Below are 14,174 nucleotides of genomic sequence, written 5' to 3' on the forward strand. Positions count from 1 at the left end.
TGAGCCCGGTCCGTGCCGCCCCGGGCCGGGGCCGCCGGCTAGCTCGTCGCCGGCAGGAGACTCCAGGCGATGCCGTCGAGGATGTCGTGTTCGGAGGCGACCACCGAGGGCATCCCGGCGCGTTCCATGATCACTCGGAGCACCAGCGCGCCCGCCCCGATCACGTCCGCCCGGCCCGGGTGCATCACCGGGATCGCCAGCCGCTGCTCGCGGGTCTTCGACAGCAGGTCGGCGGTGACCGCGGCGACCTGGTCGGCGGAGACCCGGGCGTGGTGGATCCGCGCCGGGTCGTACTCCCGCAGGCCCTGAGCGATGGCGACCACCGTGGTGACCGAGCCGGCGAGCCCGACCAGGGTGGCCGCCTCCCGACCCGGCACCGCCGCCAGCGCCCGGTCCACCGCGGCCGCGATGTCGGCCTGCGCGTCGGCGACCTGGTCCGGCCCGGGCGGGTCGCCGTGCAGGTGCCGCTCGGTCATCCGGACGCAGCCGATGTCCACCGAGATCGCCGCCTGGACGCCGCCCTCGCGGGTGCCGACCACGAACTCGGTCGAGCCGCCACCGATGTCGACCACCAGGTACGGCGGCTCGGCGTCGGCGGGCAGCCCGCGTACCGCGCCGGTGAAGGAGAGCCGGGCCTCCTCGTCGCCGCTGACCACCTCGGGCGCCACCCCGAGGGTCTGCTCCACCATCGCCCGGAAGTCGGCGGCGTTCGACGCGTCGCGGCTGGCCGAGGTGGCGCACATCCGCACCCGCTCGGCGCCGAGCTTCTCGATCTCCGCCGCGTAGTCGGCGAGGGCGATCCGGGTGCGCTCGATCGCCTCGGGCGCCAGCCGGCCGGTCCGGTCGACGCCCTGACCCAGCCGGACGATCTCCATCCGGCGGCTCAGGTCCAGCAACGGCGCCTGCGGCCCGGCGGACGGGTCGGGCAGGTCGGCGACCAGCAGTCGGATCGAGTTGGTCCCGCAGTCGATGGCGGCCACGCGCGTCGTCACGGCTGCCACCCTACGGCAGCCGACCCCGGGCCTCCGGCGCTACGGCGCGCCGTCGAGCAGGTGCGCGCCGAGCGGGGTGAGCCGGTGCCGGACCGCCCCGCCGCTGCGTTCGGTGTCGACCAGGCCGGCGGCCCGCAGCGCGGAGGCGTGCTCGGAGGCCGACGAGAGGCTGATCCCGACGCCGCGGGCGAGCGCCGTGGTGGTGTGCCGGCCCGGCTCGGCCAGCCGGCGCAGCACCGCCGCCCGGGTCGCGCCCAGCACCCCGGCGAGCGGGTCGGCCGCCGGCGCGGTGGCCCGGGCGGGCATCGCCGCCGGGTAGACGAGCAGCACCGGCCGGTCCGGTTCGACCAGTACCCGGGGCAGCGGACCGGCCACCGGGGACGGGAGCAGCAGCAGCCCGTGGCCGGTGCCGGTCACCTCGCCGCGCCACCAGGTCCGGACCTCCAGCACCGGCGGCCGCCACCGGATCGCCGGATGCAGGCCGGCGAGCAGGCCGGCCAGCCCGCGCCGGGCCAGCCCGAGCGCGGCCTCGGCCACCTGCCGCTGGTGCAGGGCGGTCAGCGCCGGCCAGTGCGGGGTGAGCACCGCACCGAACCAGGTGTGCATGGCCCGGCCGAACAGGTCCAGCACCTCCGGGTCGGCCGCCGCGAACCCGCGCCGCAGCGGCGTCGCGGCCACCCCGCCGTACGCGGCGGCGACCTCGGCCCGCACCCGGCGGACGGGGGTGGCCCGGATCGCGGCGAGACCCGCCCCCACCGAGTCCAGCCCGTCGAACGGGGTGAGGAAGTCGGGCAACCGGCCGCGGGCCGGCAGCAGGTGGCGCAGTGACGCGACGGCCGAGCGGACGCCGGGCACCGACGCCGCCGTACCGGCCGCCGCCGCCAGGTCCGGCGCCATGGCGGCGCTGCGCGGATCGTGCAGCGCCTGGCAGGCCAGCATGGCCGTGCCCACCGGGTGCAGCCGGTCGACGAACCGGATCCGGCACAGGTCGGCCGGTCCGAGGTGCAGCCGCAGCATGGAATGCAGCGTGCCCGGCTTCGGCGAGGACCGAAAGGGTTGACCGGTCGGTGTCCCGGAACCGACGGTGGAACCCGGTGGCCACGGGGAGGGCGGGACGTGCGGCGGACGATCGCGGTGCTGGCGGGGCTGGTTCTGGCGTACGCCGGGGCGGGGTGCGGCGGGGAACGGGAGCCCGGCCACGCCACGCCATCGGCCCCGGCCGCCCCGGCCGAGCGTCCCGCCGCCGGGGACCACCGGCTGACCCTGTCCCACGGCGGGGTGTCCCGCAGCTACCTCCTGCACGCCCCGCCCGGCTACGACCCGGCGCGCCCCACCCCGCTGGTGATCGCGCTGCACTTCTTCCCGGGCAGCGGGGCCGCCATGCGGGAACTGGCCGGCCTCGACGCCCGGGCGGACCGGGAGAACTTCCTGGTCGCCTACCCGGACGGGCGGGACGGCGGCTTCAACGCGCTGATCTGCTGCGGGTCCGCCGACGACGTCGGCTTCCTCGCCGCGCTCACCGACCACCTGGTCGACGCCTGGCGGGCCGACCCGGACCGGGTCTATCTGACCGGCATCTCCAACGGCGGCGACCTGAGCTTCCGGGCCGCCGTGGAGGGCAACGGCCGGTTCGCGGCGATCGGCGTGGTCAGCGGCGGCTACAGCGGCCCGCTCACCGAACCGGACAGCTACGTGCCGAAGCAGCCGGTCTCGGTGATCACCTTCGTCGGCGGGCAGGACCGGTACGCGGACACCTTCCACGAGGGCCTGCGGACCTGGCAGCGCCGGCTCGGCTGCCGGCCGGTACCGGGCCGGGCCGCCCCGGGCCGGGCCGGGATCACCCGGGCCGACGCGCGGTGCGCCGACGGCAGCGACGTCACCGTGTGGAGCCTGCCGCAGATGAGTCACTCCTGGCCGGGCGCCACCGCGGGCCAACTTGCCGCGCCAAACGCCGGGCTGACCGCCACGGATCTGATCTGGGAGTTCTTCGCGGCCCATCCCCGGCGAAGCTGAGCCGGGGTCAGAGCCGCAGCAGCATCCGGGTGTTGCCGAGGGTGTTCGGCTTGACCCGTTCCAGCTCGAGAAACTCGGCGACGCCCTCGTCGTAGGAGCGGAGCAACTGCTCGAAGACCGGCGCCGGGACCGGGGCGCCGTCGATCTCGCGGAAGCCGAACGAACGGAAGAAGCCGGTCTCGAAGGTCAGCACGAAGATCTTCGCCACGCCCACCTCGCGGGCCGCGTCGATCAGCTCACCGACGATCCGGTGCCCAATCTTGCGGCCCCGGCAGACCGGGTCCACCGCCACCGTCCTGATCTCGGCCAGGTCCTCCCACATCACGTGCAGGGCGCCGCAGCCGACGACCGTGCCGTCCGCGGTGACCGCCACCCGGAACTCCTGCACGTCCTCGTAGAGGGTGACGGTGGCCTTGCTGAGCAGCCGCCGGTCGTTGGTGTAGGTGTCGACCAGCCGCCGGATGCCGCGCACGTCGGAGGTACGGGCCCGGCGGACGGCGATCTCGTCGGCGGCGCTCATCTCACCCGGCCGCCGGCACGTCCACACACGGGCCGGCCGCCCACCACTTCTCCACCAGCGCCAGCGTCTCGTCGCCGAACGGGTTGACCCCCGGCCCGGCCGCGAGCGCGTGCCCCAGGTGCACGTGCAGGCACTTCACCCGCCCGGGCATGCCGCCGGCCGAGATGCCGGCGATCTCCGGCACCTCGCCGATCGCCTCCCGGCGGGTCAGATAGTCCTCGTGCGCGGCCCGGTAGCGGGCGGCCAGCTCCGGGTCCGCGGCGAGCCGCTCGGCCATCTCCTTCATCAGGCCCGCCGACTCCAGCCGGCTGCACGCCGCGGTGGCCCGCGGGCAGGTCAGGTAGAACAGCGTCGGGAAGGGGGTGCCGTCGGCCAGCCGGGGCGTCGTCTCCACCACGTCGGGCAGGCCGCACGGGCAACGGTGGGCCACCGCGCGGGTGCCGCGGGGCGGGCGGCCGAGCTGCGCGGCCACCGCGGCCAGGTCGGCCTCGGTGGCCGGTTGCCGTTCCGGCGGGGGTACGGAGCCCGCCGCCGGGTCCTGCGGTGGTACGACGCTCACGGTGCCTGTCTCTCGTCGGGTAGCCGGGTCACTTGTCGGGGCGCTCGGCGTTGGCCGCCCGCACGCTCGACCACAGGGTGTCGTACCACGGGTCGGGCGCCTTCGGCGGCCCCGGCCTGGCACCCTTGCCGGCGTCCTTCGCGGCCCCCTCCGGGTCGGAGAGGACGATCAGCAGGGTCTCACCGGGCCGGCCCATGAAGAAGCGTTCCCGGGCCTGGGTCTCGATGTACGCCGGGTCCTGCCACTTGGCCGCCTCGGCGGTGAGCTCCTCGATCCGCTGGCGCTGGTCGGCCTGGGACGCCTCCATCCGCTCGATGTCCGCCTGCTGGTCCAGGTAGACCCGGACCGGATAGGTGTACGCCAGGGCGAGCGCGATCAGCACCGCGAAGAGCACGGTGGCGCGCCCGGTGAAGCGCCGGGGTTGGGGTGCGGTGAGCCGCTTGACCGTGCCACCGGCCCCGGTCCGCCGGGCGGCCCCCGGCCGGCTCGCGGAGCGTACGCCGTCGGTGCCCCGGGTGCCGCCGGGTGACCGGCCGGCGGCGCGCGGCTCGGCGCGGACGCCGCCGTCGCGGACCGTCGACCGGACCCGGGCACCGCCCGGCCGGCCGGCCTGACCCGGCCGGCGGGCGGGACGCTGACCACCCGGTGTGCGGCGCTGCTGCATCGTCACACCCCTCCCCGGAGCTTTCGGCTCAGGCCGAACGGTAGCGCGGGAACGCGCCGGCGCCGGCGTAGCGCGCCGCGTCGGCCAGCTCCTCCTCGATCCGCAGGAGCTGGTTGTACTTCGCGACCCGGTCGGAGCGGGCCGGGGCGCCCGTCTTGATCTGGCCGCAGCCGGTGGCGACGGCCAGGTCGGCGATGGTGGTGTCCTCGGTCTCGCCCGAGCGGTGGCTCATCATGCAGCGGAAGCCGGCCCGGTGGGCCAGCTCGACCGCGTCGAGCGTCTCGGTGAGCGAGCCGATCTGGTTGACCTTCACCAGCACCGCGTTGGCCGCCTTCTCGGTGATACCCCGGGCGATGCGCTGCGGGTTGGTCACGAACAGGTCGTCGCCGACGATCTGGATGCGGTCGCCGAGCGCCGCGGTGAGGGTGGCCCAGCCGCTCCAGTCGTCCTCCGACAGCGGGTCCTCGATGGACACGATCGGGTAGTCGCCGGCGAGCTTGGTGTAGTAGTTGCTCATCTCCTCGGCGCTCTTCGCCGCACCCTCGAAGGTGTAGCTGCCGTTGTCGAAGAACTCGGTGGCGGCCACGTCGAGGGCGAAGACGATGTCGGTGCCGAGCCGGTAGCCGGCCTTCTCCACCGCCTCGGCGATCAGGTCCAGCGCGGCGGCGTTGGTGGGCAGGTTCGGGGCGAAGCCGCCCTCGTCGCCCAGGCCGGTGGAGAGGTCCTTCTTCTTCAGCACCGACTTCAGCGCGTGGTAGACCTCGGCGCCGGAGCGCAGCGCGTCCCGGAAGGTGGGCGCGCCGATCGGCGCGATCATGAACTCCTGGATGTCGACGTTCGAGTCGGCGTGCGCGCCACCGTTGAGGATGTTCATCATCGGGACCGGCAGCAGGTGCGCGTTCGGGCCACCCAGGTAGCGGAAGAGGCTCAGCTCGGCGCTGCCCGCGGCGGCCTTCGCCACGGCCAGGGAGACGCCGAGGATGGCGTTGGCGCCCAGCTCGGCCTTGTTGTCGGTGCCGTCGATGTCGAGCATCTTCTGGTCGATCAGCCGCTGCTCGCTGGCCTCGTACCCGATGAGCTGGTCGACGATCTTGTCCTCGATGTTGGCGACCGCCTTCTCGACACCCTTGCCCTGGTAGCGGTCGGCGTCACCGTCGCGCAGCTCGATCGCCTCGAAGGCGCCGGTGGAGGCGCCGGACGGCACCGCGGCGCGGGCGATCGTGCCGTCGTCGAGCCCGACCTCGACCTCGACCGTCGGGTTGCCCCGCGAGTCCAGGATCTCCCGGGCGACGATTCCTTCGATGGTTGCCACTGAGTCGCTCCTCGTTGTGTGTTCCGGTCCGGTATGGGCCGCGACGGTGCGGCTGAGGCAGGTGTTGAACGCAGCGTATCGGTCGGTGCCGGAGCGCACGTCGCTCGGGGCGCACCGGCCCGGCTCGCGGACACGGACATTCCCGGATTCTCGGGCCTCAACCGGCAACGGGTTTGCGAGAGGTTGCCCGGATCGACAAGGCTGGGGCCCATGCCCGCCGCCACGACGACTCTCCGCGTGCTCGCCGCCTCGGTCCTCGCGTCGCTCTCCGTCACCGGCTGTCAGGCCGTCGACGATGCCGGAGTCGCGCTCGGAAGGGCCGATCTGGTCAACGACCTGGCCGCCCGGATGGACCGGTCGCTGGAGCAGACCTGGGCCGCGGACTACCAGTTGGCCGGTGGTCGGAGCGCCTCGATCGCGCAGACCGCGAAGCCCCTGCAGTCGTCGTACACCTGGCCGGACGGCAAGATCACGGTGACCCAGCAGGCGGTGACCCGGTGCGCCAGCACCGGCGGGCGCACCTCCTGCACGCTGTCGCCGCCGGTGCTCACCGCCGGCAAGCCGTCCGTGATCGTCTACGCGGAGGCGCGCAAGCACGGGCTGGTCACCCCGCCGGCGGTCATCCGGCTGCTCACCGACGCCGCGTTCGACCCCACGGCGGAGATCGAGCAGAGCGACACCACCCTGGCCGGGCGGCACGCCACCTGCGTCGACGTCACCCGGGCCGGGGAACGCTTCACCGCCTGCGTCACCAACGAGGGCGTGCTGGCCAGCTTCGCCGGCACCCTCGACAACAAGCCCGCCGAGCTGACGCTGAGCGGCTACACCGACACGGTCCGGGCCGCCGCGTTCGACGTGCCGCCCGGGGCCGGCGTGGTGGACCGCCGTACCGCCACCCCGTGACGGCCGGACCCGCCGGGACGCCCGATCCCACCGGCGCCGGCCGGGCCGGCTTCGTGCCGGGCGCCGACCGGAGCCGCCCACCCGCGCCCGGCGACCTGGCCCTCGCGGTGGCCGGCCGCAAGCTGCTGACCGGCCCGGCGGGCGGCCTGCCCCGGATCGGGGACCTGCCGGCCGACCTCGACTGGCAGCCGATCGGCACGCTGGACGGCGTCCCCGCCTGGGGCGCCGAGGTGGTCGACCCCGAGACGGTGACCGGCCGCTGGCGCGGCTGGCGCGGCCTCGCCACCGACCTGCCCGCCGCACAGGCCGACCTGGCCGGCCGGGCCCTCGCCGTGCTCACCTGGCGGCGTACCCACCGGTGGTGCGGGGCCTGCCGGACCGAACTGGCCGACGTGCCGGGCGAGACGGCCCGCCGCTGCCCCGACTGCGGGCTGACCGTCTTCGTGCCGCTCTCCGTCGCGGTGCTGGTGGCGATCACCCGGCCCGGCCCGGCCGGCGGTCCCGACGAACTGCTGCTGGTCCGCCACGCGTACGGGCCGACCGGGCTGTGGGCCCTGGTCGCCGGATTCGTCGAGGCCGGCGAGTCGCTGGAGGCCGCCGCCCACCGGGAGGTGGGCGAGGAGGTCGGGCTCACCATCGAACGCCCCCGGTACGTGGACAGCCAGCCCTGGGCGATGTCCGGGCCGGGGACCCTGCTGGCCGGCTTCACCGCCACCGTCACCGGGCCGGACGCCGAGCCGGTGGTCGACCCGCGGGAGCTGACCGAGGCGCGCTGGTTCCCGGTCGACGCGCTGCCGGCGGAGCTGCCCCCGGCGTACTCCCTCTCGCGCTGGCTGATCGACGCGGTCGCCGCCCCGGCCCGCTGAACCCGGTCCCGCCCGCGGCCCCGCCCGGCCCTCCTGCCCGCGACGACGGGTCCGACGGCCCTGACCCGGCCGGCCCGGCGCGGCGGATGCTGGTCCGGGCGGTCAGGCCCGGGTGTGCAATGGGTGAGGGGGCCCGGACGGTGGGTCGGACGACGGGACCGGTGGCGGTGCGCGAGGCCGAGGCGGGGCGGGACGCGGGCTGGTTGCCGCTGGCCGAGGCGGCGGCCCGCCCGGTCGACGAGGTGTCCGCCGCGCTCGGGACCGGCCCGGCCGGGCTGGCCCCGGAGGAGGTGCTCCGCCGCCGCTCCCGCCTCGGCCCGAACGCGGTCCGCACCCACCGGGTCTCCGCCCTGGCCGTTCTGGTCCGGCAGTTCCGCTCCGCCCTGCTGGCCCTGCTGCTGGTCGCCGCCACCGTCTCCTACTTCGTGGGCGAACGCACCGACGCGCTGGTCATCGGGGTCATCGTGGCGATCAGCGTGGGCTTCGGTTTCGGCAACGAGTACCGGGCCGAACGGGCCGGGGCGGCGCTGCACGACCGGGTACGGCACACCGCGCCGGTGGTCCGGGGCGGCCGGACCGAGGTGGTCGACGTGGTCGACCTGGTCCCCGGCGACGTGGTGCGGATCGACCTCGGCACGATCGTGCCGGCCGACCTGCGGCTCACCGAGACGCACCGGCTGGAGTGCGACGAGTCGGTGCTCACCGGCGAGTCGGTCGCCGTGGCCAAGGACCCGGCGCCGGTGCCCGCCGGGACCGCCCTGGGCGACCTCGCCTCGGGCGCGCTGATGGGCACCGTGGTCCGGGCCGGCTCCGGGGTGGGGGTGGTGGTCGCGACGGCCGGGCACACCGCGTTCGGCCGGATCGCGGCCGGCCTCGGCGAGCGGCCGGCCGAGACGGAGTTCCAGCGCGGGCTGCGCCGGTTCTCGCTGATGCTGGCCCGGGTGGCGGGCGTGCTGACCGCGGTGATCTTCGTGATCAACCTGGTGCTGCACCGGCCGCTGATCGACGCCGTGCTGTTCAGCCTGGCGATCGCCGTGGGCATCACCCCGCAACTGCTCCCCGCGATCGTCACCGCCAGCCTGGCGGCCGGCACCCGCGCCCTGGCCCGGCGGCGGGTGCTGGTGAAGCGGCTGGTCTGCGTGGAGGACCTGGGCAACGTCGAGGTGCTCTTCACCGACAAGACCGGCACCCTCACCGACGGGCGGCTCAGCCTGGCCGAGACCCTCGGCCCGGACGGGCGGCCCGACGCGCACGTGCTGCTGGCCGGCCTGCTCGCCAACGAGGCCAGCGCCGGCGGTGACGGCAACCCGATGGACCGGGCGCTCTGGGCGGCGCCGGACGCCGGGGCCCAGCCGGTCGCCGCGTACCGGCGGGTGGGGCTGCTGCCCTTCGACCATCAGCGCCGCCGGGTGAGCGTGCTGGTGGACGGGCCGGACGGGCGGACGCTGGTGACCAAGGGCGCGCCCGAGGAGGTGATGGCGCTCTGCCGGGACGTACCGGAGGCGGCGCGGCGCGCCCTCGACGAGCGGCTGGCCGGCGGCGACCGGGTGACCGCGGTGGCCAGCCGGCCCGCGGCCGGACTGACCGGCATCGAGCCGGACGACGAGCGGGAGCTGACCTTCGGCGGGCTGCTGGTCTTCCTGGATCCGCCGAAGCCGGACGCCCGGGCCGCGCTGGACCGGCTCGCCGGGCTGGGCATCGGCGTCAAGGTGATCACCGGGGACCACCCGGCGGTCGCCGTCCGGGTCTGCGAGCAGCTCGGCCTGCCGGTGACCGGGGTGCTGACCGGGTCCGAGCTGGCCGGCATCGACGACGCGGCGCTGCCGGCGGCGATCGAGGCCACCACGGTCTTCGCCCGGGTCTCGCCGGAGGACAAGGCCCGGCTGGTACGCGCCCAGCGGACCGCCGGCCGGGACGTGGCGTTCCTCGGCGACGGGGTGAACGACGCGCTGGCGCTGCACGCCGCCGACATCGGCATCTCGGTGGCCGGCGGCACCGACGTGGCCCGGGACGCGGCCGACGTGCTGCTGCTGGAGAAGGACCTCGACGTGCTCGCCGACGGGGTCACCGAGGGCCGGCGGATCTTCGCCAACACCATCAAGTACGTGCTGATGGGCACGTCCAGCAACTTCGGCAACATGTTCAGCGCGGCCGGGGCGTCGGCGTTCCTGTCGTTCCTGCCGATGCTGCCGGCCCAGATCCTGCTCAACAACCTGATCTACGACCTGAGCCAGGTGGCGATCCCCACCGACCGGGTGGACGCCGACCAGCTCGCCCGCCCGGCGCACTGGGACCTGCGGGAGATCCGCCGGTTCATGCTGACCTTCGGGCCGCTCTCCTCGCTCTTCGACTTCCTCACCTTCGCGCTGCTGCTCAGCGTGCTGCACGCCGGGCCGGTCGAGTTCCGCACCGGCTGGTTCGTGGAGTCGCTGGCGACGCAGACGCTGGTGGTGTTCGTCATCCGTACCCACACCAGCCCGTTCTGGCGCAGCCGGCCCAGCCGGGCCCTGCTGCTCGCCGCCTTCGGCGCGGTCGCGGCGGCGTGGCTGATCCCGTACCTGCCGGTCGCCGGGCCGCTCGGCTTCCGGCCGCTGCCGATCGTCTTCCTGCCGGTGCTGGTGGGGCTCGTGGCGGCGTACCTGGCGCTGGTGGAGGCGACGAAGCGGACCCTGTTCGCCTCGTCGGACCTGCTGCGCCCGAGCCGCCGCGAACCGGCGGCGGTGCACCGCCGGCGCACCCACCGCCGGGCGGCCCGGTTCAGCACCCGTTAGGCGAGGCCCAGCAGGGTACGCAGGTGGCGCGGCGGCGGGCAGTCGTGCGCCAGCATCGCGTCGTGCCAGTCGCGTACCGGCACCCCGTCCGGGCGGGCCCGGGCGATGTCGGCGACCTCGCTGTAGCCGACGAAGTAGGTGGAGAGCTGGGTGGAGGTGAGCAGCGCCCGGCGCCACTTGCCGGCCGCCTCGCCCTCCTCCTGGAAGCCGCGCCCGGTCATCAGCGCCATGGCGTCGGCCTCGGGCAGGTCCTCGGCGTGCACGAGCTGGTCGAGCAGCGCGTTGATGGTCATCCGGAGCTGCATCTTGAGCTGCTGGAGCCGGACCGGCAGGCCACCGAAGCCGAGCCCGGCCATCAGCTCCTCGGCGTAGACCGCCCAGCCCTCGACGAACACCCCCGACTCGGTGAGCGCGCGGACCCGGGTGGGCCCGGCGTAGCGGCGGGCGTGGGCCAGCTGGAGGAAATGCCCGGGCATCGCCTCGTGCACGGTCAGGTTCCGGATCATGTGGTCGTTGTACTCCCGGTAGAAGGAGTCGACCCGGTGCGCCGGCCAGTCCGCCGGGGTGGGCGCGATGCAGTAGAAGGTCGGCACGTCCGCCGTCTCCAGCGGGCCGGGCGAGTCGCAGTAGGCCACCGCCACGCCCCGGGCGAACTCCGGCATCTCCTGGATCACACACGGGTCGTCGACCAGGGTGACCAGGTCGTGCGCGCGGACGAAGTCGGTCGCCTCGTCCAGGGTGACCGAGGCGAGGTCGACGATGGTGGCGTCGTCGGGGTGCTCGGCGGCGAGCAGGTCCAGCGCCCGGCGTACCGTCTCGTCGTCGGCCGGGCCGCCGACCAGCTCGACGGCCGCCGCGCGGAGCTCGGCGCCGACCCGGTCGAGGTTGGCCCAGGCCCGGCGCTGGATCTCGGCGGCGCTCAGCTCGGTGTCCAGGGTGTGCCAGAGCCGCGCCTCCCAGCGGCGCCGGCCCAGCCGCGGGTCGCGCCCCGGGCCGGTGTCGGCGACCAGCCCCATCCGCAGCCAGGCCACGAACTCCTCGAGCGCGGCGATCGCCGCGGTGGCGGCCGGCTCCACCCGGTCGTGCAGGGCCGGCGCCTGGGCCAGCAGCGCCGGCACCTCGTCGCGGATCAGCGCCGCCGTGCCGGTGAACTGCCCGATCGCCGTCTCGGCGTGGATCCGGGGCATGTCGCGCAGCGTCGCGCGGGCGGTGGCCAGCGCGTCGGGTACCGCGGCGAGCCGCCCGGCCAGGTGGGTGAGCCGCTCCTCGGCCGGCGCGTACGGGCGGGCCAGCAGGGCGTGCAGCAGCGGACCGGGGTTGTGCCGCAGCGGGTCCCACTCGTGGCTGCGGATCTCGGTGGCCTCGAAGAGCCCGCCGTCGACCAGGTTGCTGAGCAGGGCGTGGTCGACCTGTTCCGCGACGTCGAGGGAGTCCGGGTCGATCTCGGAGAGCGCGTCGGCCGCGTCCTTGAGCATCGCCTGGTCGGCGGCGAGGGCGTCGGCGGAGAGGTCGGGCAGCCGGTCGTCGTACCGATGGTCCCCGGCGGACGTGGCCAGCCCGGGCCGGCTCTCCAGCAACGCCTCCACGATCCGCTCGGCGAGCGGCCCAAACGCTTCCATGCCGAAACCCTACCGATCTCCCCGGCTTCCCGGTCTCCACCGCCGCTCCGGTTGATCACGGAGCTGCGTCAGCCGAGCCCGGTTTCCGGCCGCGACCTCCTTGATCAGCTCGGCTGGTCGGGGGTGGGGTGGGCGGGGCGTTCGGCGGCGCGGACGGCCTGCGCGTAGGCCAGGCTGGCCCGGCGGAGGGCGGCCTCGGGGTCGATTCCCGCCTGCCGCGCGGCGGCGACCGTGGCGAGCAGGCCGGCGCCGAGCCGGGCCTCCGGGTCGACCTGGGACTCGGCGAGCGGCGGGGGCACGGCCAGGCCGATCCGGGCCGCCCGGTCCAGGATCTTCGCGGCCAGGGCGAGGGCCGGCTGGCTCAGCGCGATGCCGTCCAGCACCGACTCCCGGGTCTTCTCCGCCCGCTTGATCCGCTCCCAGTTCGCCTCGATCTCCTCGATCGAGCCGGCCTCGACGCCGGCGAAGACGTGCGGGTTGCGCCGGACCATCTTGTCGACCAGGCCGCCGGCCACGTCGTCGACCGTCCAGCTCTTCCCCTCGGGCAGGTCCTCGGCGAGCCGGGCGTGCAGCAGCACCTGGAGCAGCACGTCACCCAGCTCCTCGCGGAGCGCGTCGGTGTCGTCGGCGCTGATCGCGTCGTACGCCTCGTAGCACTCCTCCAGCAGGAAGCCGGCCAGGCTGCGGTGCGTCTGCGCGCGCTTCCACGGGTCGCCGCCCGGCGAGGCGAGCCGGTCCATCACCTCGACCGCGTCGAGCAGCCGGGCGCCCGGCGGGTCCCAGGAGCCGTACATCAGCTCCAGCTCGGCCAGCCCCGGCTCGCGGGCCAGCCGCAGCCCCAGCTCCCGGGCCAGCGCCTCGTCCCCGGTCGGTCCGGCCAGCCAGACCGCGCTGCCGTGGGCCGCCGCCGCGTCGAGCAGCGCCTGCGTCGCGCCCCCGGTGACCACGGCCACCTCGGCACCGGCCGTGCGGACCACCCGGGTCAGCTCGCTCTCCGCGCCGGCCAGCACCGGAGCTTCGCGTACGACGTCCCAGGCGGCCGCGGTCAGCAGGCCGGCCGGCAGCCGGGGCGAGGTGACCAGCAGGACGATCCGTGCCGTCATGCTCAGGTGGTGGCCGGGCCGGTGGAGGCGTCCGTCTCGGCCGGGTCGGTGGCCTCCGGCTCCGGGGTCGAGATGTCGGTCACCTCGTCGGCGCCGTCGACGTACGGCAGGTCGTAGAGGCTGATGGTGCGCAGCTGGAGCAGGGCCGGCACGGCGAGCGACGCGTAGCGCGGGTTCACCCGGACGTCCTGGCGCTCCACCTCGTCCTTCAGCGCCTCGCTCAGCCCCACCACGGCCGACAGCTGCGGCGCGATGGTCGGGTCGGCGAAGGCCTTGCGCTGGTCGTCCGCGGACCAGCCGGCCGGGGCCACGTTCGCCTTCACCAGCGCCGCGTAGACGGCGGTCCGGTCGGCGTCGGACAGCTCCGCCTTCGGCAGCCCCTTGCCGAGCGCGGCGAAGACGTCGTACCACTCGGCGGCGAGCCGCGCGTACTCGGTGTCCGGCACGTTGAGCGCCTGCCCGATGTCCGCCGGGCTGATCTCGTCGGCGGTCTGCAGCTGCTTCGCCGCGACGATCCGCTTGCCCAGGTCGAGGCCGACCAGCAGGTTGACCACGTCCTGGCCGTCCAGGTCCAGCTGCCGCCGCTCGGCCGGCACCTGCTGGCCCTGCTCCTCGGCGGACTTCACCACGCCGGCGTACGCCCGCGCGGCCTCGTCCCGGATGGTGTTGACCCGGTCGATCGAGTAGCTGGTGTCGCCGACGTACGCGGCGACGTCCGGGGCGGACCGGCCGCAGCCGGCGACGGGAAGCACAGCGAGGGCCGCGACGCTGGCGGCGGCGAAGAGACGGCGAGCACGCATGACGGCCACTCTCTCACGCCCGGCGCCCGGCTGTGACGCCGCCCACCTGGGT

The 14,174-nt window shown here is 75.2% G+C and carries 13 protein-coding genes; 4 read left to right on the plus strand and 9 right to left on the minus strand.

Annotated features, from left to right (window positions below):
- Positions 1-38 precede the first annotated feature (38 nt).
- Entirely contained in the window at positions 39-980 is a 942-nt protein-coding gene (locus tag ACIBPB_RS01515) for an exopolyphosphatase (RefSeq protein WP_396838154.1), read from the minus strand.
- 51 nt (positions 981-1,031) lie between these two features.
- Positions 1,032-2,009: an ArsR/SmtB family transcription factor gene (locus ACIBPB_RS01520; protein ID WP_396837692.1), complete on the minus strand. Its 978-nt coding sequence runs from the start codon at positions 2,007-2,009 to the stop codon at positions 1,032-1,034.
- A 99-nt stretch (positions 2,010-2,108) separates the two neighbouring features.
- Here ACIBPB_RS01520 and ACIBPB_RS01525 point away from each other — a divergent pair, with 99 nt between their 5' ends.
- A complete protein-coding gene (locus ACIBPB_RS01525; RefSeq protein WP_396837693.1) occupies positions 2,109-3,005 on the plus strand; it encodes an alpha/beta hydrolase family esterase in 897 nt (298 codons plus the stop codon).
- A gap of 7 nt (positions 3,006-3,012) precedes the next feature.
- Here ACIBPB_RS01525 and ACIBPB_RS01530 read toward each other — a convergent pair whose 3' ends face one another.
- Genes ACIBPB_RS01530 through eno form a run of 4 tightly spaced genes read right to left on the minus strand, consistent with a single transcriptional unit; the run spans position 3,013 to position 6,060 of the window.
- On the minus strand, positions 3,013-3,525 hold the full coding sequence (locus tag ACIBPB_RS01530) for an amino-acid N-acetyltransferase (protein WP_396837694.1): 513 nt from the start codon (positions 3,523-3,525) through the stop codon (positions 3,013-3,015).
- 1 nt (position 3,526) lies between these two features.
- On the minus strand, positions 3,527-4,084 hold the full coding sequence (locus ACIBPB_RS01535) for a DUF501 domain-containing protein (protein WP_396837695.1): 558 nt from the start codon (positions 4,082-4,084) through the stop codon (positions 3,527-3,529).
- Between the two features lie 28 nt (positions 4,085-4,112).
- The gene (locus ACIBPB_RS01540; RefSeq protein ID WP_396838155.1) at positions 4,113-4,748 is read right to left on the minus strand and encodes a septum formation initiator family protein; all 636 of its coding nucleotides are present in this window, start codon (positions 4,746-4,748) and stop codon (positions 4,113-4,115) included.
- A 28-nt stretch (positions 4,749-4,776) separates the two neighbouring features.
- The gene (gene eno / locus ACIBPB_RS01545; RefSeq protein ID WP_396837696.1) at positions 4,777-6,060 is read right to left on the minus strand and encodes a phosphopyruvate hydratase; all 1,284 of its coding nucleotides are present in this window, start codon (positions 6,058-6,060) and stop codon (positions 4,777-4,779) included.
- Positions 6,061-6,270: 210 nt separating this feature from the next.
- On the opposite strand from eno, the gene ACIBPB_RS01550 reads away from it, so the two are divergent.
- The 3 genes from ACIBPB_RS01550 to mgtA all read left to right on the plus strand — a co-directional run bounded on the left by ACIBPB_RS01550 (position 6,271) and on the right by mgtA (position 10,600).
- Positions 6,271-6,963, plus strand: coding sequence for a hypothetical protein (locus ACIBPB_RS01550; RefSeq protein WP_396837697.1), 693 nt, complete (start codon positions 6,271-6,273; stop codon positions 6,961-6,963).
- On the plus strand, positions 6,960-7,829 hold the full coding sequence (gene nudC / locus ACIBPB_RS01555) for an NAD(+) diphosphatase (protein WP_396837698.1): 870 nt from the start codon (positions 6,960-6,962) through the stop codon (positions 7,827-7,829). The genes ACIBPB_RS01550 and nudC overlap by 4 nt, the downstream gene beginning before the upstream one ends.
- A gap of 161 nt (positions 7,830-7,990) precedes the next feature.
- Positions 7,991-10,600, plus strand: a complete 2,610-nt coding sequence (gene mgtA / locus ACIBPB_RS01560; RefSeq protein WP_396837699.1) for a magnesium-translocating P-type ATPase — start codon at positions 7,991-7,993, stop codon at positions 10,598-10,600.
- Here mgtA and ACIBPB_RS01565 read toward each other — a convergent pair.
- The 3 genes from ACIBPB_RS01565 to ACIBPB_RS01575 form a co-directional block, all read right to left on the minus strand.
- Positions 10,597-12,219, minus strand: coding sequence for a DUF885 domain-containing protein (locus ACIBPB_RS01565; protein ID WP_396837700.1), 1,623 nt, complete (start codon positions 12,217-12,219; stop codon positions 10,597-10,599). The two genes, mgtA and ACIBPB_RS01565, sit on opposite strands and share 4 nt — an antisense overlap.
- A gap of 104 nt (positions 12,220-12,323) precedes the next feature.
- Entirely contained in the window at positions 12,324-13,322 is a 999-nt protein-coding gene (locus ACIBPB_RS01570) for a nucleoside triphosphate pyrophosphohydrolase (RefSeq protein WP_396837701.1), read from the minus strand.
- 2 nt (positions 13,323-13,324) lie between these two features.
- Positions 13,325-14,122: a hypothetical protein gene (locus ACIBPB_RS01575; protein WP_357326409.1), complete on the minus strand. Its 798-nt coding sequence runs from the start codon at positions 14,120-14,122 to the stop codon at positions 13,325-13,327.
- Positions 14,123-14,174 lie beyond the last annotated feature (52 nt).

The sequence above is a fragment of the Micromonospora sp. NPDC049836 genome, assembly GCF_044465125.1.
Lineage (GTDB): Bacteria > Actinomycetota > Actinomycetes > Mycobacteriales > Micromonosporaceae > Micromonospora.

Excerpts from the sequence above, each read along its gene's own strand:
- ACIBPB_RS01530 (WP_396837694.1), bottom strand. The coding sequence starts at position 3,525 with ATGAGCGCCGCCGACGAGATCGCCGTCCGCCGGGCCCGTACCTCCGAC.
- ACIBPB_RS01520 (WP_396837692.1), bottom strand. The coding sequence starts at position 2,009 with ATGCTGCGGCTGCACCTCGGACCGGCCGACCTGTGCCGGATCCGGTTC.
- ACIBPB_RS01540 (WP_396838155.1), bottom strand. The coding sequence starts at position 4,748 with ATGCAGCAGCGCCGCACACCGGGTGGTCAGCGTCCCGCCCGCCGGCCG.
- ACIBPB_RS01575 (WP_357326409.1), bottom strand. The coding sequence starts at position 14,122 with ATGCGTGCTCGCCGTCTCTTCGCCGCCGCCAGCGTCGCGGCCCTCGCT.
- ACIBPB_RS01565 (WP_396837700.1), bottom strand. The coding sequence starts at position 12,219 with ATGGAAGCGTTTGGGCCGCTCGCCGAGCGGATCGTGGAGGCGTTGCTG.
- ACIBPB_RS01550 (WP_396837697.1), top strand. The coding sequence starts at position 6,271 with ATGCCCGCCGCCACGACGACTCTCCGCGTGCTCGCCGCCTCGGTCCTC.
- ACIBPB_RS01570 (WP_396837701.1), bottom strand. The coding sequence starts at position 13,322 with ATGACGGCACGGATCGTCCTGCTGGTCACCTCGCCCCGGCTGCCGGCC.